At 71.2% G+C, this 23903-nt stretch carries 23 protein-coding genes; 16 read left to right on the top strand and 7 right to left on the bottom strand.

All coding sequences use genetic code 11. From position 1 onward, the window contains the following. Both ACZ3ZE_RS26095 and ACZ3ZE_RS26090 read right to left on the bottom strand, forming a co-directional pair. Positions 1–1341, bottom strand: a complete 1341-nt coding sequence (locus tag ACZ3ZE_RS26095; protein WP_467260902.1) for a D-arabinono-1,4-lactone oxidase — start codon at positions 1339–1341, stop codon at positions 1–3. Further along, entirely contained in the window at positions 1280–2542 is a 1263-nt protein-coding gene (locus ACZ3ZE_RS26090) for an MFS transporter (protein ID WP_361177878.1), read from the bottom strand. Before ACZ3ZE_RS26090 ends, ACZ3ZE_RS26095 begins: the two co-directional genes overlap by 62 nt. Positions 2543–2702: 160 nt before the next feature. On the opposite strand from ACZ3ZE_RS26090, the gene ACZ3ZE_RS26085 reads away from it, so the two are divergent. Continuing rightward, the gene (locus ACZ3ZE_RS26085) at positions 2703–3830 is read left to right on the top strand and encodes a ferrochelatase (RefSeq protein ID WP_467260900.1); all 1128 of its coding nucleotides are present in this window, start codon (positions 2703–2705) and stop codon (positions 3828–3830) included. A 26-nt stretch (positions 3831–3856) separates the two neighbouring features. Further along, positions 3857–4657, top strand: coding sequence for an inositol monophosphatase family protein (locus ACZ3ZE_RS26080; RefSeq protein WP_361627740.1), 801 nt, complete (start codon positions 3857–3859; stop codon positions 4655–4657). Positions 4658–4733: 76 nt separating this feature from the next. Here the strand turns inward: ACZ3ZE_RS26080 and ACZ3ZE_RS26075 are convergent, their stop codons facing one another. Next, positions 4734–4907 carry a hypothetical protein gene (locus tag ACZ3ZE_RS26075; protein ID WP_361178658.1) on the bottom strand — a complete coding sequence of 58 codons (174 nt, stop codon included), beginning with the start codon at positions 4905–4907 and terminating at the stop codon, positions 4734–4736. A gap of 349 nt (positions 4908–5256) precedes the next feature. Here ACZ3ZE_RS26075 and ACZ3ZE_RS26070 point away from each other — a divergent pair, with 349 nt between their 5' ends. The 4 genes from ACZ3ZE_RS26070 to ACZ3ZE_RS26055 all read left to right on the top strand — a co-directional run bounded on the left by ACZ3ZE_RS26070 (position 5257) and on the right by ACZ3ZE_RS26055 (position 8854). Continuing rightward, positions 5257–5910, top strand: a complete 654-nt coding sequence (locus ACZ3ZE_RS26070) for a response regulator transcription factor (protein WP_046911485.1) — start codon at positions 5257–5259, stop codon at positions 5908–5910. A 4-nt stretch (positions 5911–5914) separates the two neighbouring features. After that, positions 5915–7150 carry a sensor histidine kinase gene (locus tag ACZ3ZE_RS26065; RefSeq protein WP_361178661.1) on the top strand — a complete coding sequence of 412 codons (1236 nt, stop codon included), beginning with the start codon at positions 5915–5917 and terminating at the stop codon, positions 7148–7150. Positions 7151–7546: 396 nt separating this feature from the next. Continuing rightward, positions 7547–7843, top strand: coding sequence for a DUF4193 domain-containing protein (locus ACZ3ZE_RS26060; protein ID WP_003955561.1), 297 nt, complete (start codon positions 7547–7549; stop codon positions 7841–7843). Between the two features lie 12 nt (positions 7844–7855). Beyond that, positions 7856–8854 carry a hypothetical protein gene (locus ACZ3ZE_RS26055; protein ID WP_363293448.1) on the top strand — a complete coding sequence of 333 codons (999 nt, stop codon included), beginning with the start codon at positions 7856–7858 and terminating at the stop codon, positions 8852–8854. A gap of 14 nt (positions 8855–8868) precedes the next feature. Here ACZ3ZE_RS26055 and ACZ3ZE_RS26050 read toward each other — a convergent pair whose 3' ends face one another. After that, positions 8869–9378: a DUF3093 domain-containing protein gene (locus ACZ3ZE_RS26050; protein ID WP_361178666.1), complete on the bottom strand. Its 510-nt coding sequence runs from the start codon at positions 9376–9378 to the stop codon at positions 8869–8871. A 58-nt stretch (positions 9379–9436) separates the two neighbouring features. On the opposite strand from ACZ3ZE_RS26050, the gene ACZ3ZE_RS26045 reads away from it, so the two are divergent. The 8 genes from ACZ3ZE_RS26045 (at position 9437) to ACZ3ZE_RS26010 (ending at position 16953) form a co-directional block, all read left to right on the top strand. Then, positions 9437–10021, top strand: coding sequence for a PaaI family thioesterase (locus ACZ3ZE_RS26045; RefSeq protein ID WP_361624754.1), 585 nt, complete (start codon positions 9437–9439; stop codon positions 10019–10021). Then, positions 10021–10533 carry a dUTP diphosphatase gene (dut, locus tag ACZ3ZE_RS26040; protein WP_017237679.1) on the top strand — a complete coding sequence of 171 codons (513 nt, stop codon included), beginning with the start codon at positions 10021–10023 and terminating at the stop codon, positions 10531–10533. The genes ACZ3ZE_RS26045 and dut overlap by 1 nt, the downstream gene beginning before the upstream one ends. 1 nt (position 10534) lies before the next feature. Then, the gene (locus ACZ3ZE_RS26035) at positions 10535–11293 is read left to right on the top strand and encodes a DUF3710 domain-containing protein (protein WP_329424988.1); all 759 of its coding nucleotides are present in this window, start codon (positions 10535–10537) and stop codon (positions 11291–11293) included. 320 nt (positions 11294–11613) lie between these two features. After that, positions 11614–12282, top strand: a complete 669-nt coding sequence (locus ACZ3ZE_RS26030) for an ABC transporter ATP-binding protein (protein ID WP_361178814.1) — start codon at positions 11614–11616, stop codon at positions 12280–12282. 82 nt (positions 12283–12364) lie between these two features. Further along, entirely contained in the window at positions 12365–14914 is a 2550-nt protein-coding gene (locus tag ACZ3ZE_RS26025; RefSeq protein WP_361178673.1) for a sensor histidine kinase KdpD, read from the top strand. Between the two features lie 169 nt (positions 14915–15083). After that, positions 15084–15773 (top strand): response regulator, encoded by a 690-nt coding sequence (locus ACZ3ZE_RS26020; RefSeq protein WP_361178676.1) that lies wholly within the window; start codon positions 15084–15086, stop codon positions 15771–15773. A gap of 34 nt (positions 15774–15807) precedes the next feature. Continuing rightward, positions 15808–16206: an OB-fold nucleic acid binding domain-containing protein gene (locus tag ACZ3ZE_RS26015; RefSeq protein WP_329424993.1), complete on the top strand. Its 399-nt coding sequence runs from the start codon at positions 15808–15810 to the stop codon at positions 16204–16206. A gap of 3 nt (positions 16207–16209) precedes the next feature. Next, a complete protein-coding gene (locus tag ACZ3ZE_RS26010; RefSeq protein WP_467260898.1) occupies positions 16210–16953 on the top strand; it encodes a DUF3159 domain-containing protein in 744 nt (247 codons plus the stop codon). A 99-nt stretch (positions 16954–17052) separates the two neighbouring features. Here the strand turns inward: ACZ3ZE_RS26010 and ACZ3ZE_RS26005 are convergent, their stop codons facing one another. Both ACZ3ZE_RS26005 and ACZ3ZE_RS26000 read right to left on the bottom strand, forming a co-directional pair. Then, entirely contained in the window at positions 17053–17730 is a 678-nt protein-coding gene (locus ACZ3ZE_RS26005; protein WP_329424997.1) for a potassium channel family protein, read from the bottom strand. Next, complete coding sequence (locus tag ACZ3ZE_RS26000) at positions 17730–18398, bottom strand: potassium channel family protein (RefSeq protein WP_046911473.1); 669 nt, start codon at positions 18396–18398, stop codon at positions 17730–17732. The genes ACZ3ZE_RS26005 and ACZ3ZE_RS26000 overlap by 1 nt, the downstream gene beginning before the upstream one ends. 388 nt (positions 18399–18786) lie before the next feature. On the opposite strand from ACZ3ZE_RS26000, the gene ACZ3ZE_RS25995 reads away from it, so the two are divergent. Together ACZ3ZE_RS25995 and ACZ3ZE_RS25990 are read left to right on the top strand one after the other, a co-directional pair. After that, the gene (locus ACZ3ZE_RS25995; RefSeq protein WP_361178683.1) at positions 18787–20841 is read left to right on the top strand and encodes an APC family permease; all 2055 of its coding nucleotides are present in this window, start codon (positions 18787–18789) and stop codon (positions 20839–20841) included. 62 nt (positions 20842–20903) lie between these two features. Next, entirely contained in the window at positions 20904–22232 is a 1329-nt protein-coding gene (locus tag ACZ3ZE_RS25990) for a class I SAM-dependent RNA methyltransferase (protein WP_467260897.1), read from the top strand. Positions 22233–22514: 282 nt separating this feature from the next. On the opposite strand, the gene ACZ3ZE_RS25985 is transcribed toward ACZ3ZE_RS25990, so the two are convergent. After that, the gene (locus tag ACZ3ZE_RS25985; RefSeq protein WP_467260895.1) at positions 22515–23324 is read right to left on the bottom strand and encodes a hypothetical protein; all 810 of its coding nucleotides are present in this window, start codon (positions 23322–23324) and stop codon (positions 22515–22517) included. Between the last annotated feature and the right edge of the window lie 579 nt (positions 23325–23903).

The following is a 23903-nucleotide window of genomic DNA, read 5'->3' as shown; positions in this document are numbered from 1 at the left end:
TCAGTCGCCCAGGACCCGGCGCAGGTAGTCGTTGGCGAACCGGCGCTCCGGGTCGAGCCGGTCGCGCAGCGCCGTGAACTCGGCGAACCGCGGATAGGCCTTCTCGAAGTAGGCGGCGTCCCGGGTGTGCACCTTGCCCCAGTGCGGGCGCCCGCCGTGCGCGGTCATGATGCGCTCCACCGCGGTGAAGTACGCGCGGTGCGGCGTCCCCTTGTAGAGGTGCACGGCGATGTACGCCGACTCCCGGCCCGAGGCGGTCGAGAGCGCGATGTCGTCGGCGGGCGCCGTCCGCACCTCCACCGGGAAGCTCACCTTCAGCGGCGAGCGCTCCACCATCGCCTTCAGCTCGCGCAGCGCCGCGACCGCCGCCTCGCGCGGCAGGGCGTACTCCATCTCCAGGAAGCGCACCCGGCGCGGCGAGGTGAACACCCTGTAGGGGATGTCGGTGTACGTACGGGCCGACAGGGCCCGGCTGGAGACCTTCGCGATCGACGGGACGAGCGGCGGTACGGCGCGGCCGACCGCGCAGGCGACCTGGAAGAGCCCGTTGGAGAGCAGCTCGTCCTCGACCCAGCCGCTCAGCTTCCCGGGCGGGGCCGCTGGGCCCGCGCTGCGGTTGTTGCGCTTGGTGTTGCAGTTGTCCGTGTGGGGGAACCAGTAGAACTCGAAGTGCTCGTTCTCCGCGTGGAGCGCGTCGAACTCCGAGGTCACCCGGTCGAAGGACATCGGCTCCTCCCGCGCGGTGAGCAGGAAGACCGGCTCCACGGCGAAGGTCAGGGCGGTGACGACGCCGAGGGCGCCGAGGCCGATCCTGGCGGCGGCGAAGACCTCGGGGTTCTCCGTGGGGGAGCAGGTCATCAGGCGCCCGTCGGCGGTGACCAGTTCGAGCGCGCGGATCTGCGCGGCGATCGAGGCCGAGTCGCGCCCGGTGCCGTGGGTGCCCGTGGAGGTGGCCCCGGCGACCGTCTGCTCCATGATGTCGCCCATGTTGGTGAGCGACAGGCCCTCCCGGGCCAGCGCCACATTGAGCCGCTTCAGCGGGGTGCCGGACTCCACGGTGACGGTCATCGCCTCGCGGTCGATCCGGCGGATCCCGGTGAGCAGATGGGGCCGGACGAGCACGCCGTCCGTCGCCGCGATCGAGGTGAAGGAGTGGCCGGTGCCGACCGTCTTCACCCGCAGCCCGTCCTCGGCCGCCTTGCGCACGGCGTCGGCGAGCTCCTCGGCGGAGGCCGGGCTCACCTCCCGCACGGGGCGGGAAGTGACGTTCCCCGCCCAGTTACGCCATGTGCCGCTCGTCGTCCCGCTGTTCCCCCACCGCTGGTTCGTGCTCTCGCCCACTCTGCCCCTCCCGCGTCGGCACCGGCCTGCGCAGCCGGCGGTGGCCCAGGAGCGCCACCGCGACCGCGAGCGCACCCGAGGCGACGGGCACCACGTACCCCGCCTCCGCCCCGGAGGCGTCGACCACCCAGCCGGCGGCCGAGGAGCCGAGCGCCACACCGATCGCGAGGCCGGTCCCGGTCCAGGTCATGCCCTCGGTCAGCTGGGTGCGCGGTACGTGCGCTTCGACGAGAGCCATGGTGGTCACCATCGTCGGCGCGATGGAAAGGCCCGCGACAAAGAGCGCCACGGCCAGCAACGGCAGGTTCCCGGCCAGTAGGAGGGGGATCATACTCACGGCCATCGCGCAGACGCCCACGAGCCAGCGCACGGACGGCTCGCCCTTGAGATGGAGCAGCCCGAAGACGGCGCCGGCGACGCAGGAGCCCAGCGCGTAGACGGCCAGGACCAGGCTCGCGGCGGCCTTGTGGCCCTGCTCGTCGGCGAAGGCGACCGTGACGACGTCGACCGAGCCGAAGACCGCTCCGGTGGCGATGAAGGCGAGCGTGAGGACCTGCAGCCCGGGGGAGCGCAGCGCGGAGCCGCCGCTCTGGGCGGTGCGGGGGTGCGGGGCGGGCTCGGTCGCGCGCTGCGCGGTGAGCCAGAAGACGCCGATGGCGAGGAAGACGGCGGCGAGCAGCGGACCGGCCTCCGGGAACCAGATCGTCGACAGACCGATCGAGATGATCGGCCCGAAGATGAAGCACACCTCGTCGACGATCGACTCCCAGGAGTACGCGGTGTGCAGTTGCCGGGCCTCGCCGCGGTAGATGTTCGCCCACCGGGCCCGGGTCATCGCGCCGAGGCTGGGCACGCAGCCGATGAAGGCGGTGAACACGAACAGGGTCCAGTCCGGGGCCTTCTGCTGGACGCAGAGCAGCAGTCCGGCGCCGGCGACGAGCGAGATCAGGGTGGCCGGGCGCAGCACCCGGCGCTGGCCGTAGCGGTCGACCAGCCGGGAGATCTGCGGGCCGAGCACGGCGGCGGAGGCCGCGAGCGTCGCGGACAGCGCGCCGGCGAGCCCGTACCGGCCGGTGACCTGCGAAATCATGGTGACGATGCCGATGCCCATCATGGACAGCGGCATCCGGCCGAGGAAGCCGGCGACGGAGAACAAGGTGCTGCCGGGGGCCGCGAAGATCGCGCGATAGGGACTGGGCAAGAGGATCTCCGGGCTTCCGTGCGGGGCGGCGACTCCACACGTGTCGGCGCAACACGTGTAATTAATAGCTAAAGCCTACGGTGTTGAACTGGTCTGGTCACCCATTTTTTCGGTCGGGGCGAGCCATCGGCTGTCCGAGGCGGGTGGGAGGATCGGTGCCATGTCCGACGAGCTCGATCCCGCCCCGTACGACGCCCTGCTGCTGCTCTCCTTCGGTGGCCCGGAGGGCCCGGACGACGTGGTCCCGTTCCTGGAGAACGTGACCCGCGGCCGAGGCATCCCCAAGGAACGGCTGAAGGAAGTGGGGCAGCACTACTTCCTCTTCGGTGGCGTCAGCCCCATCAACGAGCAGAACCGCGCCCTGCTCGACGCCCTGCGCGCGGACTTCGGCGAGGCGGGCCTCGACCTGCCGGTCTACTGGGGCAACCGGAACTGGGCGCCGTACCTCACCGACACCCTGCGCGAGATGATCACTGACGGCCGTCGCCACATCGCCGTCCTCGCCACCAGCGCGTACGCCTCGTACTCCGGCTGCCGCCAGTACCGGGAGAACCTGGCCGACTCCCTCGCCGAGCTGGAAGCGGAAGGCCTCCCGCTGCCCCGGGTCGACAAGCTGCGGCACTACTTCAACCACCCGGGATTCGTCCGCCCCATGGTCGAGGGCGTGCTCGCCTCCCTCGACGAGCTCGACCCGTCCCTACGGGCCGGGGCGCACCTCGCCTTCACCACGCACTCCATCCCCGACTCCGCCGCCGACACCTCGGGCCCCGTCGCCGACCACGGCGACGGCGGCGCCTACGTGAAGCAGCACCTGGACGTGGCCCGGCTGGTCGTCGACGCCGTCCGCGAGGAGACCGGCGTCGAGCACCCCTGGCAACTCGTGTACCAGTCGCGCAGTGGCGCCCCGCACATCCCCTGGCTGGAACCGGACATCTGCGAGCACCTGGAGGCGCTGCACGGGGCCGGGGCGCCCGCGGTCGTCATGGTGCCCATCGGCTTCGTCTCCGACCACATGGAGGTCCTCTACGACCTCGACACCGAGGCCACCGCCAAGGCCGCCGAGCTGGGCCTCCCGGTCCGGCGCTCGGCGACCGTCGGCGCCGACCCGCGGTTCGCCGCGGCCGTGCGCGAGCTCGTCCTGGAGCGTGCGACGGCCGAGCGCGGGCAGCGTGCCGAGCGTTGCGCCCTGGGCGCGCTCGGAGCCTCGCACGACCTCTGTCCGATCGGCTGCTGCCCCGCGCGCGCGGAGCGCCCCGCGGCGGCCGGCGCCGACAGCCCGTACGCCTGAGGAGCCCTCCCGTGACCGATTCCCCCGTGCCCGACCCGCTGCTGCGGGAGCTGCTCGACCTGGCCCTGGAGGCCGGGCGCCGAGCCGGCGCGCTGCTGCGCGACGGGCGGCCCGACGACCTGACCGTGGCGAAGACCAAGACCAGCCCCATCGACGTCGTCACCGAGATGGACATCGCCGCCGAGAAGCTGATCACCGGCTTCCTCTCCGAGCACCGCCCCCACGACGGCTTCCTCGGCGAGGAGGGCGCCGCCAGCCCCGGCACCAGCGGGATCCGCTGGGTGATCGACCCGCTGGACGGCACCGTGAACTATCTCTACGGCCTGCCGACCTGGGCCGTCTCCATCGCCGCCGAGCGCGACGGGGAGAGCGTCGTCGGCGTCGTCGAGGTCCCGCTGCGCGGCGAGACCTTCCACGCCGTCCTCGGCGGCGGCGCCTGGCTGGGCGACCGGCGCCTCGCCGTCCGCCCCTCCCCGGAGCTCGACCAGGCCCTCGTGGGCACCGGTTTCGCGTACGTCCAGACCCGCCGCGCCCACCAGGCGGACGTCGCCCAGGGCCTCATCCCGCGCGTCCGCGACATCCGCCGCGGCGGCTCCGCGGCGATCGACCTCTGCGACGTCGCCGCGGGCCGTCTCGACGCGTACTACGAGCGCGGCCTCAACCCCTGGGACCTGGCCGCGGGCGACCTCATCGCCCGCGAGGCGGGCGCGCTGACGGGTGGCCGTCCGGGCGAGCGCGCCTCGGGGGAGCTGGTGCTGGCGGCCTCCGAGGGCGTCTTCGGGCCGTTGCAGCGGTTCCTGGAGGAAGCCGGGGCCTGGCACGACTGAGCGGCCCCGCGCCGACAGCGGACATGGGTGGGCCCCCGAAGCCGACGGCTTCGGGGGCCCACCCATGTCCGGGGGGTCAGGCGCAGGCCGCGCCGACCTCCACACCGTGTTCGGCGGCCAGGCGGTGCAGGTCGTCCAGCTCGGCCTGCTCGACGTCCGCGAGGAAGTCGTCGCCCGTCTCACGAGCGCGCGTGAGGTCGGACTGAGCGGCCCTGATGCGGTGCAGCAGGCCTGCGGTGAAAGCGTCCATCGTGCGCCCCCTCGTCGTGGGTCGGTGGCACGGGGAGTGCCGGGGGTGGGCGGACCACGCACTGCTACCTCTGGGGGACAGAGAGCGGTAGGTGGCGTGCCACCTACAGGGCGTGATCTCGGGGTGTGCAGTCGTCCTCCCCAGCCGGTTCCTCAGAGAAACCTCAACTGGCGCGCGAATCAGGTGAATTCTTCCCGACAGGGCACGACCCGACCCCGCCGGGGAGCCGCCGGACCGCCGTCTTACGGCCGGTTTACGCGCGTTCGGGGCAGGATGGACACGCACAGTCAGTGCGCAGACCCGCCCCGTCCGCGGTCCGGACCGGGGCGCCAGGAAAGGACTTACAGACGTGCGTGTACTCGTCGTCGAGGACGAGCAGCTGCTCGCCGATGCGGTGGCCACCGGACTGCGCCGGGAGGCCATGGCCGTCGACGTCGTGTACGACGGCGCCGCGGCCCTGGAGCGCGTCGGCGTCAACGACTACGACGTCGTCGTGCTCGACCGGGACCTCCCGCTCGTCCACGGTGACGACGTCTGCCGGAAGATCGTCGAGCTCGGCATGCCCACCCGCGTCCTGATGCTCACCGCCGCCGGCGACGTCAGCGACCGCGTCGAGGGCCTGGAGCTGGGCGCCGACGACTACCTTCCGAAGCCCTTCGCCTTCACCGAGCTCACCGCTCGCGTGCGGGCCCTGGGCCGCCGCACCACCGTGCCCCTGCCGCCCGTCCTGGAGCGGGCCGGCATCAAGCTGGACCCCAACCGCCGCGAGGTCTTCCGCGACGGCAAGGAGGTCCAGCTGGCGCCCAAGGAGTTCGCCGTCCTGGAGGTCCTGATGCGGAGCGAGGGAGCCGTCGTCTCGGCCGAGCAGCTCCTGGAGAAGGCCTGGGACGAGAACACCGACCCGTTCACCAACGTGGTCCGGGTCACCGTGATGACCCTGCGCCGGAAGCTGGGCGAGCCGCCCGTCATCGTCACGGTCCCCGGCTCCGGCTACCGGATCTGAGCCGATGACCCAGACCCCGGCGCCCCTGAACGCGCCTCCGAAGCCGACATGGGACCCCCGTGACCCGGTCCGCCCGTTGTTGCGTCCGACCATCCGGATAAGACTCACGCTGCTGTACGGCGGGATGTTCCTGATCGCGGGCATCCTTCTGCTGGCGATCATCTACCTGTTCACCGCGCAGGCCCTGCGGGACAGCACCTCCCAGCTGCCCTTCAAGGTCGTCAGCGGCACCGTCCAGCCGACCACCGACTGGTGCGACCTGCCGGAGAAGTCCACCGGCGAGCAGCTCAACAACGCCGTAACGATGTGTCTGCGCCACCAGAGCGACCTCGCCCTGGACGACCTGCTGCGCCGCTCCCTGTTCGCCCTGCTGGGCCTGAGCATCATCGCCTTCGCGTTCGGTTTCGCCATGGCGGGCCGGGTGCTCTCCCCGCTGGGCCGGATCACCCGGACCGCCCGCCAGGTGGCCGGATCCGATCTGTCCCGCCGGATCGAGCTGGACGGCCCGGACGACGAGCTGAAGGAGCTCGCCGACACCTTCGACGAGATGCTGGAGCGCCTGGAGGGGGCCTTCAGCGCCCAGCGGCGCTTCGTCGCGAACGCCTCGCACGAACTGCGCACGCCGCTCGCGATCAACCGCACCCTGCTGGAGGTCCAGCTCTCCGATCCGGACGCCCCGATGGAGCTCCAGCAGCTCGGCAAGACGCTGCTGGCCACCAACGAGCGCAGCGAGCAGCTGGTCGAGGGCCTGCTGCTGCTGGCCCGCAGCGACAACCAGATGATCGAGCGCAAGCCGGTCGACCTGGCGGAGGTGGCGTCACGCGCCATCGACCAGGTGCACGCGGAGGCCGAGGCCAAGGGCGTGGAGATCCGGGGCGAGCGTGCCCTGGCGGTCGTCCAGGGCAACGGTGTCCTGCTGGAGCGGATCGCCCTGAACCTGGTGCAGAACGGCGTCCGATACAACCTCCCGGAGGGTGGCTGGGTGGATGTCACCACCGAGACCCAGAACGGGCAGGCGGTCCTGGTGGTCGCGAACACGGGCCCGATGGTCCCCGCGTACGAGATCGACAACATTTTCGAGCCATTCCGGCGCCTCCGGCAGGAGCGCACCGGCAGCGACAAGGGCGTCGGCCTCGGCCTGTCGATCGCGCGCTCCGTCGCGCGCGCCCACGGCGGCCGTATCATCGCGGAGCCCCGCGAGGGCGGTGGTCTCGTGATGCGTGTCACTCTGCCGATCTGACACACTTGACGAGCCGACCGGATCTGTTCGCTTTGCGCGGAATTTCCGGTCCTCGCTCCTGAGATGATCCTGTGTGATCGATCACAGGGGTGGGTGTCCGAACCTCCACTCTCCGTGATCGAGAATTCCCTCAAAAAACCCGGAAAAGTCCGGGTTTTCAGGGGGTCGATTGACGGGAAGTACACGGGGTGGCACCCGAGAGGGACGGCCGCAGGACCGTGTACGGTCCGCTTCGCCACCCAAAGCCGCTCACTCATGAGAGGGCGGATTGGGTGTCGATTGAGTAACAGACCTTGATGTGAGGCAAAATCTCCGCCTCGGGTCGGGCACAAGTCCGGCCTCTCACGCGTTACGTGCGCTGGAGACACCGCAAACCACCCAGAGGGGGAGAGCGACATGGCAACGGATTACGACACCCCACGCAAGACCGACGACGACGTCGACTCGGACAGCCTTGAAGAACTGAAGGCCCGCCGGAACGACAAGTCGACCTCGACCGTCGACGTCGACGAGTTCGAGGCCGCCGAAGGCCTGGAGCTTCCGGGCGCCGACCTCTCGAACGAGGAACTGGCCGTCCGGGTCCTGCCCAAGCAGGCCGACGAGTTCACCTGCATGAGCTGCTTCCTCGTGCACCACCGCAGCCAGCTGGCTCGGGAGAAGAACGGTCAGCCGATCTGCCGCGACTGCGACTGAGATCGGTCGACCGTGGCAGGCGACACACCGTCTTGGAAACGGCGGCTCCGGCTCCCTGGCAGGCCGGGGGCGTACCGGGGCGGCTCAGGCCCGGTGGAGGACGTCCAGCAGGACTCCTCGGCCGAGCACTCCGCCCCCCTGCCCACTTCTGGCGCACGTGACGACGGGCGAGGCCCCAGGGCCTCGCTCGAAGCAGCGGAGGCGCCGCATCAGGGCGACCAGCCCCCCGCGCCGTCCGAACAGGGCGACGGGGTCAGGCGGGGCGCCCTGCGGCGCGTCACCGGCCCCGCGGGCCTGTGGCTGGAGCGCGTCAGGCCGGACAGTGCCCGCATCGAAGCCGTACGGCGCGGTGTGAAGCGCGGCGGCCAGGGCGCCAAGGCCGGCGTCGGCTATCTCGCCGACCGGGTCATCGAAATCGCGCCGCGGGTCCCCGTCCGGGACCTGGCGACGCTCCGCAGACACTTCCCGGGACTCGGCCCCGAGGAGATCGCCGACAAGCTGGTCGGCGGCGCCTCCCATGCCAGTGCCACCGTCGGCGCCGGTATCGGCGCCGCGGCCATGCTGCCGGTACCGCCGGCGATGCCCGCCGAGCTCGCCGCCGAGATCACCGGCGTGGCCGCCATCGAGCTGAAGCTCATCGCCGAGCTGCACGAGGTCTACGGCCTGCGCCCGCCCGGCACGCTCACCCAGCGCTCGACCGCCTACCTGACCTCCTGGGCCGAGGAGCGCGGCATCGACCCCACCAAGCCCACCACCGTCAACGCGGCCCTCGGCGGGCAGCTCAAGCGCGAACTGCGCCAGCAGATCACCAAGCGCCTGGTGCGCAACCTGCCGAACCTCACCCCGTTCATGGTGGGCGCGGCCGTCGGCGCGGTCATGAACCGGCGCGACACCAGGAAACTCGCCGCGCACATCCGCAAGGACCTGCGCGACCGCCAGATCCCCTGGGACGCCCTTCCGGCACTGCCCCCGCTGGCACAGCCGGAGAATCCCAAGGAGATCGACTTCTAGGCCTCCTGGGCCCCTCAGGCCTCCTGCGCCGCCGGGGCCTCCTCGGCGTCCCGCGTCTCACCGCGGGCCGCCTCCAGGGCCGCCACCAGGCCCTCGGGGTCACGGCTGGACAGGTAGACGTACGGCGTCGGGTCCGCCGGGTCCGTGACCTCGATCCGCACCGCCGTCTCCACGTAGCTGCGCATCAGCATGAAGGCGCGCGGATCCGCCTTGTGCGTGCGCCAGGCGCGCGCCTCCTCGGCGTCCAGGACCTCGGGCGTCCCCAGCGCCGACACCGGGATGCGCGCGTCCCCCGCGACCAGCGAGCCGGCCACCACCCGGATCCGGGCCGACCCGTACGAGGACACCGCCACCGCGGCCAGCGCGCCCGCCGCGATCAGACCGCCGAGCGTCGGGACCGTACCCAGGGGAAACATGATCAGACCACCGGAGACGCCCAGCAGGGCGACGATGACCCACCAGGAACGGGGCGCCGTGAGGCGTTCGTCGAAGCGGGGCGCGGGGGAGTGTGCGGAAGGCTGCATGCCTTCCAGCTTGGCACGGCGCGACCGGCGCCCGGCCGCGCGGGTAAGGTCTGCGCCTGTGACTGGAACATCTGCCGCTCTCACCCCGCCGGCCGACGCCATACCGCCGGTACGCCACCCGGACGCGCCCGCCCCCGGCGAGCTGCTCGGCGCGCACTACGCGCAGTGCTTCGGCTGCGGCGGCGGACAGCCCCACGGCCTGCACCTGGAGGCGCGTGCGGGCGAGGGCGTGACCGTCACGGCCGAGTTCAGGGTGACCCCCGACCACCAGGGCGCCCCCGGTCTCGCGCACGGCGGCGTGCTCGCCACCGCGCTCGACGAGACCCTCGGCTCCCTGAACTGGCTGCTGCGGGTCATCGCGGTCACCGGCCGCCTGGAGACCGACTTCGCGCGGCCCGTTCCGGTCGGCACCGTGCTCCACCTGGAGGCCGAGGTCACCGCGGTGCGCGGCCGCAAGATCTACTCGACCGCCGTCGGCCGGATCGGCGGGCCCGAGGGGCCCGTCGCCGTCCGCGCCGACGCCCTCTTCATCGAGGTGAAGGTCGACCACTTCATCGACAACGGCCGCCCGGAGGAGATCCAGGCCGCCATGTCCGACCCCGACCAGGTCCGGCGCGCCCGCGCCTTCGAGGTGAACCCCTGATGCGTAATCCCGTCGACGTACTCATCCGCCGCGTGGACCCCGAGGTGCCGATCCCGGCCTACGGGCACCCCGGCGACGCCGGAGCCGATCTGGTGACCACCGAGGCCGCCGTGCTGGCCCCGGGAGAGCGGGCCGTGCTGCCCACCGGAGTCTCCATCGCGCTGCCCGACGGCTACGCCGCCTTCGTCCACCCCCGCTCCGGCCTCGCCGCACGCTGCGGCGTCGCGCTCGTGAATGCCCCGGGGACGGTCGATGCCGGGTACCGTGGAGAGATCAAAGTGATCGTGGTCAATCTGGACCCTCGCGAGAGCGTGCGGTTCGAGCGATTCGACCGGATTGCCCAACTGGTCGTCCAGCAGGTCGAGAAGGTGCGCTTCCACGAGGTGGCGGAGCTTCCCGGCTCGGCGCGGGCCGAGGGGGGCTTCGGGTCCACCGGCGGTCACGCCGCCGTGGACGGCACTACGGGTGGGAATCGATACGCTTCGGTCGTATCCGACCGGGAAGGACAGTGACGTGTTCGGACGTCGCAAGAAGAGCGGTGCCGCTGAGGACGCAGCGGGCGAGGCCGAGCAGGTCGTCGACGCGGTGGACGGCGAGGACGCGGCCGCGCCGCGCCGGGTGAACCTTCCGCCGGCGCCCCGGCCCGACGGTCCCTGGGACATCTCCGAGGTCACCACGCCCGAAGAGGGCAGGGTCGACCTGGGCGGCATCTTCGTGCCCGGAGTCGAGGGCATGGAGCTGCGCGTGGAGGTGGCGGGCGACGCGATCGTCGCGGCCACCGTGGTCCTGCGGGACAGCGCCGTGCAGCTCCAGGCGTTCGCCGCTCCGAAGAAGGAAGGCATCTGGGGCGAGGTCCGCGACGAGATCGCGGGCGGCATCACCCAGCAGGGCGGTGTCATCGACGAGGTCGAGGGCCCGCTGGGCTGGGAGCTGCGTGCCCAGGTCCCCGTACAGCTTCCGGACGGCAACCGCGGCGTGCAGCTCGTGCGCTTCGTGGGTGTCGACGGACCGCGCTGGTTCCTGCGCGGCGTGATCTCCGGCCAGGGCGCGGTGCAGCCCGAGGCCGCCGGTCTGCTGGAGCAGATCGTCCGGGACACCGTGGTCGTCCGCGGCGAGGGCCCGATGGCCCCGCGCGACCCGATCGTCCTCAAGCTGCCGAACGACGCGCAGATGGTGCCGGACGGCGTGCAGCAGGACGACCAGGCCGGCTCCCGGTTCTCCGGCGGCATGGGCCAGCTGCAGCGCGGGCCGGAGATCTCCGAGATCCGCTGACCTGCCGGACCTGCCGGACCTGCTTCACCTGCCTCACGTGTCAGGAAAGCCAAGGGTGGGCCGTGCCTTCCCTTCCCCGCTCATGTCGGGGAAGGGAAGGCACGGCCCACTCGTCTTGCCCCCCCGGCACCCCCGGGCTCGCGGACGGCCCGCCCGGCCCGCCCGAGGTTGTCCACAGGCCGTTGTCCACAGGCCTGGCCCCCGCCCCCGTGCTCGGCCCATACTGACGGCGCACACGTTCGATCGAGGGGGGCACCACGGTGAGTGAGAGCAACGCGCGGACCGGCACGGCCGTGATCGAGGACCCGGCCGGCACGCCGATGGTCCGGATCGAGAACCTGAAGCGGTCGTACGGCACGGGCGCCGCGGCCGTGCACGCCCTGCGCGGGGTCTCCTTCGACATCCCGCGCGGCGAGCTGGTCGCCCTCAAGGGCCGCTCCGGCTCCGGCAAGACCACCCTGCTCAACCTCGTCGGCGGCCTCGACAGCGCGGACGAGGGGCGCATCGTCATCGACGGCACCGACCTCGCCGGGCTCGGCGAGGAAGGGCTCCTGGCGCTTCGCCGCGACCGCATCGGATTCATCTTCCAGTCCTTCGGACTCATACCGATCCTGACCGCCGCCGAGAACGTGGGCGTGCCCATGCGGCTGCGCAAGGCCGACCCGAAGGAGCGCGAGGAGCGGGTCGCCCTGCTGCTCGCCCTGGTGGGGCTCGCCGACCACGCGGCCCAGCGCCCCGGGGAGCTCTCCGGCGGGCAGCAGCAGCGCGTCGCCATCGCCCGTGCCCTGGCCAACCGGCCGGCCCTGCTGATAGCCGACGAGCCGACCGGGCAGCTCGACGCCGAGACGGGCCTCGCGGTCATGGAGCTGCTGCGGGCCGTCGTGCGCAGCGAGGGCTGCACGGCCCTGGTCGCCACCCACGACTCCCAGCTGCTCGGCCTGGCCGACCGGGTGCTGGAGCTCCGCGACGGCGAGATCATCGAGCACTGAGGGGCGTCAGGATCACGTCAATACGGCGCTGACCTCCCACAGCCGTGCGGAATGTCCGTTTGGCTGGACGTAAGGTCGAGCCATGGGACGCGGCAAGCTACGGATCTACCTGGGGGCGGCGCCGGGCGTCGGGAAGACGTACGCGATGCTCTCCGAGGGGCATCGGCGCGTGGAGCGCGGCACGGACTGCGTCGTCGCGTTCGTCGAGCACCATGACCGGCCGCGCACCGAGGTGATGCTCCACGGTCTGGAGCAGGTGCCGCGCCAGGAGATCGAGTACCGGGGCGCCACGTTCCCGGAGATGGACATAGACGCCGTCCTCACCCGCAGGCCGGCCGTCGCCCTGGTGGACGAGCTCGCCCACACCAACGTGCCCGGCTCCCGCAACCCCAAGCGGTGGCAGGACGTGGAGGAGTTGCTGGCGGCGGGCATCGACGTGGTGTCCACCGTCAACATCCAGCACCTGGAGTCGCTCGGCGACGTGGTCGAGTCGATCACGGGGGTGCGGCAGCGGGAGACCGTGCCGGACGAGGTGGTGCGGAGGGCCGACCAGATAGAGCTGGTGGACATGTCGCCGCAGGCGCTGCGGCGGCGGATGGCGCACGGCAACGTCTACAAGCCGGACAAGGTCGACGCGGCCCTGTCGAACTACTTCCGGCCGGGCAACCTGACCGCGCTGCGCGAGCTGGCGCTGCTGTGGACCGCCGACCGCGTCGACGAGTACCTGCGCCAGTACCGCGGCGAGCACAACATCCAGTCCACCTGGCAGGCCCGCGAGCGGATCGTCGTCGGCCTCACCGGCGGCGCCGAGGGACGCACCCTGATCCGGCGGGCCGCGCGGCTCGCGGAGAAGGGCGCCGGCGGCGAGGTCCTCGCCGTGTACATCTCGCGCAGTGACGGCCTGACCTCCGCCTCACCGAAGGAGCTCGCGGTCCAGCGCACCCTCGTCGAGGACCTGGGCGGCACCTTCCACCACGTCATAGGCGACGACATCCCCTCGGCGCTGCTGTCGTTCGCGCGGGGCGTCAACGCCACCCAGATCGTGCTCGGCTCCAGCCGCCGCCGCTCCTGGCAGTACGTCCTCGGCCCCGGCGTCGGCCAGACCGTCGCCCGGGACTCCGGACCCGACCTCGACGTCCACATCGTCACCCACGAGAGCGCCGCCCAGGGCCGCGGTCTGCCCGTCGCCCGGGGCGCCCGGCTCGGCCGCGCCCGGATCGTCTGGGGCTGGATCGTCGGAGTCGGCGGACCGCTGCTCCTCTCCCTCCTGCTCACCCATGTCGACGCGGACCTCGGCCTCGCCAACGACATGCTGCTCTTCCTCGCCCTGACCGTCGCCGCCGCTCTGCTCGGCGGACTGTTCCCCGCCCTCGCCTCGGCAGCCCTGGGGTCCCTGCTCCTCAACTGGTTCTTCACCCCGCCGCTGCACCGGTTGACCATCGCCGACCCCAAGAACATCGTGGCCATCGCCGTCTTCTTCGGCGTCGGCGTGTCCGTCGCCTCCGTGGTGGACCTGGCCGCCCGCCGCACCCACCAGGCCGCCCGGCTGCGTGCCGAGTCCGAGGTCCTCTCGTACCTCGCCGGCAGCGTCCTGCGGGGCGAGACCAGCCTGGAGGCGCTGCTCGAACGGGTCCGCGAGACCTTCTCCATGGAGTCCGTCGCCCTCCTGGAGCGCACCGGCGACCTCGAACCGTGGACCTGCGCGGCCAAGGTCGGCGCGCGACCGGTGGCCCGGCCCGAGGACGCGGACGTCGACATGCCGGTCGGCGACCACCTGGCGCTCGCCCTGACCGGACGGGTCCTGCCCGCAGAGGACCGGCGGGTGCTCGGCGCCTTCGCCGCCCAGGCCGCCGTCGTCCTCGACCGCCAGCGCCTCGTCGACCAGGCGGAGGAGTCCCGCAAGCTGGCCGAGGGCAACAAGATCCGCACCTCGCTGCTCGCCGCCGTCAGCCACGACCTGCGCACCCCGCTCGCCGGCATCAAGGCCTCGGTGTCCTCGCTGCGCTCCGACGACGTCGAGTGGTCCGAGGAGGACCAGGCCCTGCTCCTGGAGGGCATCGAGGAGGGTGCCGACCGCCTCGACCACCTGGTCGGCAACCTCCTGGACATGTCCCGGCTCCAGACCGGTACGGTCACCCCGCTCATCCGCTCCACCGACCTGGACGAGGTCGTGCCGATGGCCCTCGGCGGCGTCCCCGACGGCAGCGTCGAGCTCGACATCCCCGAGACCCTCCCGATGGTCGCCGTCGACCGGGGCCTCCTGGAGCGGGCCGTCGCCAACATCGTCGAGAACGCGGTCAAGTACAGCCCCGACGGCATCCCGGTCGCCGTCGGCGCCAGCGTCCTCGGCGAGCGCCTCGAACTGCGCGTGACCGACCGCGGCCCCGGGGTCCCGGACGAGGCCAAGGACGGCATATTCGAGCCCTTCCAGCGCTTCGGCGACGCCCCGCGTGGAGCGGGCGTTGGCCTCGGCCTCGCGGTCGCCCGCGGCTTCGTCGAGGCCATGGGCGGCACCATCACCGCCGAGGACACCCCGGGCGGCGGACTGACCATGGTCCTCACCCTGAGCACCGCGGGACCCCCGCCCCCGGACACCGCCGCCCCCGCGCTGCCGGCGCACATCATGACGTGACCAGGGGCCGGGACGGCGCGAACCCTCGCCCCGTACGCCCTCCGTGCCACCGCCGTAGAACGTCCCGCGGTACCTCTCCGCAGTACTTCCCCGCACTCCCTCCCCGCAGCACCTCCCGCACTCCCTCCCCGCACTCCCTCCGTACCAACGACAAGGAAGGCACCCCTTCATGACCCGGGTCCTGGTGGTCGACGACGAGCCTCAGATCGTTCGCGCCCTGGTGATCAACCTCAAGGCGCGCAAGTACGAGGTCGACGCGGCCGCCGACGGCGCCACCGCCCTCCGGCTCGCCGCCGAGCGCCACCCCGACGTCGTCGTCCTCGACCTCGGACTGCCCGACATGGACGGCGTCGACGTCATCAAGGGCCTGCGCGGCTGGACCCGGGTGCCGATCCTGGTGCTCTCCGCCCGCCAGACCTCCGACGAGAAGGTCGAGGCGCTCGACGCGGGCGCCGACGACTACGTCACCAAGCCCTTCGGCATGGACGAGCTGCTCGCCCGGCTGCGCGCGGCCGTCCGCAGGGCCGAACCGGTCGGCGGCGCCGGCGAGGACGGCGTCGTGGTCGTCGAGACCCAGGGCTTCACGGTCGACCTGGCAGCCAAGAAGGTCCACCGCGACGGCAAGGACGTCCGGCTCACCCCGACCGAGTGGCACCTCCTGGAGGTCCTGGTCCGCAACAGCGGCCGCCTGGTCAGCCAGAAGCAGCTGCTCCAGGAGGTCTGGGGACCCTCGTACGGCACCGAGACGAACTATCTGCGGGTCTACATGGCACAGCTGCGCCGCAAACTGGAGCAGGACCCTTCGCACCCGCGGCACTTCGTCACCGAACCGGGCATGGGTTACCGCTTCGAACACTGAGTTCGGTGTCGGCGGGGGCCGGTACGCTTTCTGTATGAGTGCTGCACCGCGTACAGAGAAGCCGGCCGGACGGTTCCGCCGGATGCTCGACCGCCTGTCCACCTCGCAGGAGGAGCTGGAGTCGGTGGAGCTCCAGGAGGACTCCGCCGCCTCGGGGTGCACGCGCATCTGCGACTGCTCCGACCGCCAGATAGTCAAGGTGACTGGTACGTTGCGGACGGTCACTCTGCGTCCCAGGGCCGGTGTGCCCGCATTGGAGGCCGAGCTGTTCGACGGCACGGCGCCACTGGACGTGGTGTGGCTGGGCCGCCGTTCCATCGTGGGCATCGAGCCGGGCCGCAAGTTGATCGCCTCCGGCCGGATCTCCATGAGCCACGGCCGGCGGGTCCTCTTCAACCCCAAATACGAGCTCCGACCGCTCGGACAGGAGTAGCCGGTGACGTCAGTCGACAAGCCGACCACCGAGAAGCCCACGCCCGACCAGGACGCCCGGACCGACAAGGCGGTGACCGAGGCCGCCCTCTTCGAGGCGTTCGGCGGCGTGCGCGGCATGGTGGAGACGGTCGTGCCGGGCCTGCTCTTCGTCACGATCTACACGATCAACAAGGACCTGCGCTCCTCGGCGATCGCCGCCGTCGCGGTATCCCTCGTCCTCGTCGCCGTCCGGCTGATCCGCCGCGACACCGTCAAGCACGCCTTCAGCGGCGTCTTCGGCGTGGCCTTCGGCGTGGTCTTCGCGATGATGACGGGCAACGCCAAGGACTTCTACCTGCCGGGCATGCTCTACACGCTCGGCCTCGCCCTCGCGTACATCGTCACGGCAGCAGCCGGCGTGCCGCTGATCGGCCTCATCCTGGGCCCGGTCTTCAAGGAGAACCTCTCCTGGCGCACCCGCAACCCGGGCCGCAAGAAGGCATACACCAAGGCCAGCTGGGCCTGGGGACTGATCCTGCTCGCCAAGTGCGCGATCCTCTTCCCGCTGTACTGGTGGGCCGACACCACGCAGTTCGGCTGGGTCCTGGTCGCCCTGAAGATCCCGCCGTTCCTGCTCGCGGTCTACCTGACCTGGGTGTTCCTCGCGAAGGCGCCGCCGCCGATCGACGTCTTCGCCGAGATGGAGGCCGAGGAGAAGGCGGAGAAGGCCCGTAAGGCCGCCGCTCAGGGGCACCCCGAGGCGTAGCCCCCAGCAGATGTACGAGGAAGGGGCCCGGGACCTGTCACAGGTCCCGGGCCCCTTCCTCGTACCGTACCGACGACGTCCGCCGGTCAGGACTCCCCGTCAGGACTCCGACGGATCCCGCCGCACCGACAGCAGGTCCTCCAGCTGCTCCTCGCGCGCCTGGGTGGCCACGAACAGCAGCTCGTCGCCCGCCTCCAGGGTCTCCTCCGCGCTCGGCGTGAGGACCCGCGAGCCGCGGATGATGGTGACCAGCGAGGTGTCCGGCGGCCAGGCGACATCGCCCACCGCGGTGCCCGCGATGGCCGACTCCGGCGGCAGCGTCAGCTCGACCAGGTTGGCGTCGCCGTGGCTGAAGCGCAGCAGCCGGACCAGGTCGCCGACGCTCACCGCCTCCTCGACCAGGGCCGACATCAGGCGCGGCGTCGAGACGGCGACGTCCACGCCCCACGCCTCGTTGAACAGCCACTCGTTCTTCGGGTTGTTGACCCGGGCGACCACGCGCGGCACGCCGTACTCGGTCTTGGCGAGCAGCGAGACGACCAGGTTCACCTTGTCGTCGCCGGTCGCCGCGATGACGACGTTGCAGCGCTGCAGGGCCGCCTCGTCGAGCGAGGTGATCTCGCAGGCGTCGGCCAGCAGCCACTCGGCCTGCGGCACCCGCTCCACCGAGATGGCGGTCGGGGCCTTGTCGATGAGAAGGACCTCGTGCCCGTTCTCCAGGAGCTCGCCCGCGATGGAACGGCCCACGGCGCCGGCGCCGGCAATAGCGACACGCATCAGTGACCGCCCTCCTCGGGACCCTCGGCGAACGCCGCCTCGACCTTGTCGATCTCGTCCGTCCGCATCATCACGTGCACGAGGTCGCCCTCCTGCAGCACCGTCTGCGAGGTCGGAAGAATCGCTTCGCCCAGCCGGGTGAGAAACGCCACGCGCACGCCGGTCTCTTCCTGGAGGCGGCTGACCTTGTGCCCGATCCACGCGGGGGAGGTGTGGACCTCCGCGAGCTGCACACCGCCGCTCGGGTCACGCCACAGCGGCTCCGCGCCGGACGGCAGCAGCCGCCGCAGCATCTGGTCGGCGGTCCAGCGGACCGTGGCGACGGTCGGGATGCCCAGGCGCTGGTAGACCTCGGCGCGCCGCGGGTCGTAGATGCGGGCGGCGACGTTCTCGATGCCGAACATCTCGCGCGCGACCCGCGCCGCGATGATGTTCGAGTTGTCGCCGCTGCTCACCGCGGCGAAGGCACCGGCCTCCTCGATCCCCGCCTCGCGGAGCGTGTCCTGGTCGAAGCCCACGCCCGTGACGCGACGGCCGCCGAAGCCCGAGCCCAGACGGCGGAAAGCCGTCGGGTCCTGGTCCACGACCGCGACGGTGTGGCCCTGCTGCTCCAGGGTCTGCGCGAGAGCGGCTCCGACGCGCCCGCAGCCCATGATGACGATGTGCACGTCCCCTTACCCCGCACTCCTGATCGCCCTGCTGACCTGCGAAAACACGCTTCTCACAACTTTCCTGGCCACATCGGCCACGTATGTCGACCTCGCGGGGCACCCGTCGGGCGGCCCCTTACCCGGCCCGGTCGACCCGGGCCGTGGCGGACAGGCACACGCGTACCGTCCGGTCCGAGCTTATGCGGCAACGATGGCCGGTACCTCACGCAGCCCTCGTTAGGAACGCGTCAAGACGCCAGGAACGCGTCAAGACGCCGTCAGGGCCGCGTCAGGGCGGAGAGCCGGGACTCGCCCAGGTCTCCGTCGAGGTGGTATCCAGGGAGATTCCGTGCCGATCGGGGGTGCTGGTCGGCGGGGCTCATTTCGAACGCTTACGATCCTCTGCGTGTCCAAACTGACCGACGTGCCCAAACGGATCCTGATCGGGCGGGCCCTGCGCAGCGACAAGCTGGGCGAGACCCTGCTCCCGAAGCGCATCGCCCTCCCCGTCTTCGCCTCCGACCCGCTGTCCTCGGTGGCGTACGCCCCGGGCGAGGTCCTCCTGGTCCTCTCCGTCGCGGGCCTGTCGGCGTACCACTTCAGCCCGTGGATCGCGCTGGCCGTCGTGGTCCTGATGTTCACGGTCGTCGCCTCGTACCGGCAGAACGTGCACGCGTACCCGAGCGGCGGCGGCGACTACGAGGTCGCGACCACCAACCTCGGGCCGAAGGCCGGACTCACCGTCGCGAGCGCGCTGCTCGTCGACTACGTCCTGACCGTCGCCGTCTCCATCTCCTCCGGCATCGAGAACCTCGGCTCCGCCGTGCCGTTCGTCGTCGAGCACAAGGTCATCTCCGCGATCGCGGTGATCGTGCTGCTCACGCTGATGAACCTGCGCGGCGTGAAGGAGTCCGGCGGCCTCTTCGCCATCCCGACGTACGTCTTCGTCTTCGGCGTCTTCGCCATGATCATCTGGGGCGCCTGGCGCGGCCTCGTCCTCGACGAGACCATGACCGCCCCCACCGCCGGCTTCGAGATCAAGGCCGAGCACCAGGGCCTGGCCGGCTTCGCCCTGGTCTTCCTGCTGCTCCGCGCCTTCTCCTCAGGATGTGCGGCGCTCACCGGCGTCGAGGCCATCTCCAACGGCGTGCCCGCCTTCCGCAAGCCCAAGTCGAAGAACGCGGCCTCCACCCTCGCGCTCATGGGCGGCCTGGCCGTCACCATGTTCTGCGGCATCATCTTCCTGGCCATGGCCACCGACGTCCGGATGGCCGAGAACCCCGCCCACGACCTGCTCAAGAACGGGCAGCCGGTCGGCGAGGGCTACGTCCAGGACCCGGTCATCTCGCAGGTCGCCGCCGCCGTCTTCGGCGACGGCACGTTCTTCTTCATCCTGCTCGCCGCCGCGACCGCGCTCGTCCTCTTCCTGGCCGCCAACACGGCGTACAACGGCTTCCCGCTCCTCGGCTCGATCCTCGCCCAGGACCGCTACCTGCCCCGCCAGCTGCACACCCGCGGCGACCGCCTCGCCTTCTCCAACGGCATCGTGCTGCTGGCCGGCGCGGCCGCCCTGCTCGTGGGCATCTACGGGGCCGACTCGACCCGGCTGATCCAGCTCTACATCGTCGGCGTCTTCGTCTCCTTCACCCTCAGCCAGATCGGCATGGTCCGGCACTGGAACCGGCACCTGCGGAGCGAGCGGGACCCCGGCAAGCGCCGCCACATGATCCGCTCCCGCGCGATCAACGCCTTCGGCGCCTTCTTCACCGGCCTCGTCCTGGTCGTCGTCCTCGCCACCAAGTTCACCCACGGCGCCTGGGTCGCGCTGCTCGGCATGGTGATCTTCTACGTGACGATGACCGCGATCCGCAGGCACTACGACTCCGTGGCCGCCGAGATCGCCGCCGCCGAGGAGCGCCCCGACGAGTACGTCCGCCCCTCCCGGGTCCGTTCCGTCGTCCTCGTCTCCAAACTGCACAAGCCCACGCTGCGCGCCCTCGCGTACGCCAAGCTGCTGCACGCCAGCGAGCTGGAGGCGCTCACCGTCAGCGTCGACGCGGCCGAGACGAAGGCACTCAAGGAGGAGTGGGAGCGGCGCGGCATCAACGTGCCGCTGAAGATCCTCGACTCGCCCTACCGCGAGATCACCCGGCCGGTCATCGAGTACGTGAAGAACCTCCGCAAGGAGAGCCCGCGCGACGCCGTCTCGGTCTACATCCCCGAGTACGTGGTCGGCCACTGGTACGAGCACCTGCTGCACAACCAGAGCGCCCTGCGCCTCAAGGGCCGGCTGCTCTTCACCCCGGGCGTGATGGTGACCTCGGTCCCGTACCAGCTCCAGTCCTCCGAGGCCGCCAAGAAGCGGGCGCGGAAGCGGCAGGATTGGAACGCCCCCGGATCGGTCCGACGCGGACCGGTCGAGAAGGGCGGCGCGAAGGTCCCGGCCGAAAAGAGCAACTAGACTGGTGGGCTGCCGTCCCGAACGGCAGCCCACCACTCTCTTCCCCCTGGAGTACCCCCGTCATGCAGAACGTGCCTGTTGCTTCGCTGGTCGGGGAAGAGTACGAGGTCGAGGTCGGCCCGGTCGCCCACGGCGGCCACTGCATCGCCCGTACGGACGCCGGCCGCGTCCTCTTCGTCCGCCACGCCCTGCCGGGCGAGCGGGTCCGCGCCCGGGTCACCGAGGGCGAGGAGACCTCCCGCTTCCTGCGCGCCGACGCGATCGAGATCCTCGACCCGTCCAAGGACCGCATCGAGGCCCCCTGCCCCTTCGCCGGCCCCGGCAAGTGCGGCGGCTGCGACTGGCAGCACGCCAAGCCGGGCGCCCAGCGCCGCCTCAAGGGCGAGGTCATCGCCGAGCAGCTCCAGCGGCTCGCCGGCCTCACCCCCGAGGAGGCCGGCTGGGACGGCACGGTCCTCCCCGCCGAGGGCGACAAGCTGCCCGCCGGCGAGGTCCCGAAGTGGCGCACCCGCGTCCAGTACGCGATCGACGCCGAGGGCCACGCGGGCCTGCGCAAGCACCGCTCGCACGAGGTCGAGGTCATCGACCACTGCATGATCGCCGCCGAGGGCGTCTCGGAGCTCGGCATCGAGAAGCGCACCTGGGAGGGGATGGCATCGGTCGAGGCCATCGCCGCGACCGGCTCGCAGGACCGCCAGGTCATCCTGACCCCGCGCCCCGGCGCCCGCCTCCCCCTGGTCGAGCTCGACAAGCCGGTCTCCGTCCTGCGCGTCGAGGAGAAGGACGGCGGCGTCCACCGCGTCCACGGCCGCCCCTTCGTCCGCGAGCGCGCCGACGACCGCACCTACCGCGTCGGCAACGGCGGCTTCTGGCAGGTCCACCCGAAGGCCGCCCAGACGCTCATGCTCGCCGTCATGCAGGGCCTGACGCCCCGCAAGGGCGACACCGCCCTCGACCTCTACTGCGGCGTCGGCCTCTTCGCCGGCGCCATCGCCGACCGCGTCGGCGACCAGGGCGCCGTCCTCGGCATCGAGTCGGGCAAGCGCTCCGTGGAGGACGCCCGCCACAACCTGGCCGACTACCCGCGCGTCCGCATCGAACAGGGCAAGGTCGAATCGGTCCTCCCGCGCACGGGCATCACCGACGTCGACATCATCGTCCTCGACCCGCCCCGAGCCGGCGCCGGCAAGCAGACCGTCCGCCACCTCTCCGGCCTCGGCGCCCGCCGCATCGCCTACGTCGCCTGCGACCCGGCAGCCCTGGCCCGGGACCTGGGGTACTTCCGGGAGGGCGGGTACAGGGTGCGGACGCTGCGGGCGTTCGATCTGTTCCCGATGACGCACCATGTCGAGTGCGTCGCGATCCTTGAGCCCGCTGAAAAGGGCCGCTGACCTGGCGTTTCTCCGACTGTGCACTATGGGCGTTACGTGCGTTAGATGCGATATCTTGACGCATATTCGACGCACGTGACGCACGTTTGACGCACGGACGGCACAGTTTCTGAGGGGTCGTCATGCAGGCTTGCCGACCACCGAGTGGAGCCCTCAGCTGTCTGCTCTCAGGCACGCTGAGGTGGCCGGGGCGCTGGCTGCTGAGCTGTTGACCGCCCCCGCCCATCCCTTCTCGGTAGTGACGTTCCGTGACGCTAGATGAGGTGTCCGGTCCGTGTTGTGTCAGGGGCCGTACGGGCTCCAGTGCCCGAGAAAGGGCCTGAGATCGTCGGCTCGTGGTTCGGGGATGTCGGGCAGCCGGGGCGGTGTGTTTAGAGGGTCGAGGCGCTCAACGCGGGCTGCTGCCCAGTCGATCCACGCTTCGGCTTCGGTCCTGGTTTGCCCTGGGGGCATGGCCTCGACCCGGGTGCGTACGGAGCTCACGTACTCCGCGAGTCGGGTGGCGTGGCGCCATGCCGCTTCCTGCGCCTCGAAGTGCCTGATGCGGTACGCCTCGGTGTACTGGACGCGCGCTTCTTTCACGGCGGCTTCCCAGCGGATGCGCTTCTGGCGCGCTGCTTCGATCTCGTCGAGACGTCTGCGTTCGGCGGCTTCCCCCCGAAGCGTGACCTCCTGCGCGATCTCAGCGAGCTGGTTTTCGAGGGAGCGGCCGGGGGTGTCGGCCCATTCGCTCGCCCGGTGCGGCTGGCCACCACTGAGAACGAAGCGGAGGCGCTCGGACGGGGTGTAGTCGAAGCGGGGGATCCTGATCCAGGAGTGCTTCTTGGCCTCGGCGAGTTCCTTCTCGGTGGCGACGTGCTCAGTCCGGTCCTGCTCCTGGAGGACGAGGAACTCCACGGTCTGGCCCTGCGCGGTGATGGTGAAGTGGGGAGACGCCCTGCGGCGACGATGAGGCGGGGGCGCGGAGGCGGTCTGCCCTGCCGCACTTGAGTGTCCTGCGTTCTCGGCGGCGCTGATCAGCGCCTGGATAAGCCTGAGGGCGCGCCCTTGGACGGGCTTTGTCAGGCCCAGAGGCTGGGGTTCGTTCTGCATGGCCCGTACCACGCTGTGCGGCCGCGTGAGTCGTGAGGGAGCAGGGACGGGTTCAAGGGCGACCAGGCGCCAGGCGGGGATGTCGACGAGCTTGATCTCGTACCCGTCACGGCACCAACCCCCGTACAGCTCCTTCGTCTCCGGGATCCTTCCGGATCTGCGCGCTGCGGCGACGCGAGAGGGCCACTTCTCCAACTCCGGACCGCTGCCGCTCTTCACGATCCGGCCGCCAGCCTCCGCGAGCTCCTGCAGCAGCTGTTCCGTGAACGTCACCCGATGCTGTGGGGGAGGGCTTGGCCTTCGCCTGGCGGCCGGAGCTTCCTGCACTTGAGTGGACGGGGGTTGCGGAGCGGCAACCCGGGTCTTCCGCGGGCGCGATCCGCGGGGAGGGTACGTGCCGTGCGTCAGATAGTGTCGGCCGGCGCTGGTCAGGGCGACGCTCCACTGCCCGCCCTTTCGGGAGACCGTGACCAGGCCCCGGTTCTGCAGTGCCTGGCAGGTGGTCTTGTAAGAACTAGACTCCCACAAGCCAGCAGGACACCCCGCTCCCACCCACTCCAGTACCGCAAGCTGACGCTC

This window comes from Streptomyces sp. NPDC023157 (assembly GCF_055560575.1).
The sequence above is the reverse complement of the archived record's forward strand: the minus strand, read 5'-3'. Positions and strand labels throughout refer to the sequence as shown.

Excerpts from the sequence above, each read along its gene's own strand:
- ACZ3ZE_RS26020 (WP_361178676.1), top strand. The coding sequence starts at position 15,084 with ATGACCCGGGTCCTGGTGGTCGACGACGAGCCTCAGATCGTTCGCGCC.
- ACZ3ZE_RS26025 (WP_361178673.1), top strand. The coding sequence starts at position 12,365 with ATGGGACGCGGCAAGCTACGGATCTACCTGGGGGCGGCGCCGGGCGTC.
- ACZ3ZE_RS26050 (WP_361178666.1), bottom strand. The coding sequence starts at position 9,378 with ATGCAGCCTTCCGCACACTCCCCCGCGCCCCGCTTCGACGAACGCCTC.
- ACZ3ZE_RS26065 (WP_361178661.1), top strand. The coding sequence starts at position 5,915 with ATGACCCAGACCCCGGCGCCCCTGAACGCGCCTCCGAAGCCGACATGG.
- ACZ3ZE_RS25990 (WP_467260897.1), top strand. The coding sequence starts at position 20,904 with ATGCAGAACGTGCCTGTTGCTTCGCTGGTCGGGGAAGAGTACGAGGTC.
- ACZ3ZE_RS26060 (WP_003955561.1), top strand. The coding sequence starts at position 7,547 with ATGGCAACGGATTACGACACCCCACGCAAGACCGACGACGACGTCGAC.
- dut (WP_017237679.1), top strand. The coding sequence starts at position 10,021 with ATGCGTAATCCCGTCGACGTACTCATCCGCCGCGTGGACCCCGAGGTG.
- ACZ3ZE_RS26075 (WP_361178658.1), bottom strand. The coding sequence starts at position 4,907 with ATGGACGCTTTCACCGCAGGCCTGCTGCACCGCATCAGGGCCGCTCAG.
- ACZ3ZE_RS26015 (WP_329424993.1), top strand. The coding sequence starts at position 15,808 with ATGAGTGCTGCACCGCGTACAGAGAAGCCGGCCGGACGGTTCCGCCGG.
- ACZ3ZE_RS26030 (WP_361178814.1), top strand. The coding sequence starts at position 11,614 with ATGGTCCGGATCGAGAACCTGAAGCGGTCGTACGGCACGGGCGCCGCG.
- ACZ3ZE_RS25985 (WP_467260895.1), bottom strand. The coding sequence starts at position 23,324 with ATGCAGAACGAACCCCAGCCTCTGGGCCTGACAAAGCCCGTCCAAGGG.
- ACZ3ZE_RS26085 (WP_467260900.1), top strand. The coding sequence starts at position 2,703 with ATGTCCGACGAGCTCGATCCCGCCCCGTACGACGCCCTGCTGCTGCTC.
- ACZ3ZE_RS26005 (WP_329424997.1), bottom strand. The coding sequence starts at position 17,730 with ATGCGTGTCGCTATTGCCGGCGCCGGCGCCGTGGGCCGTTCCATCGCG.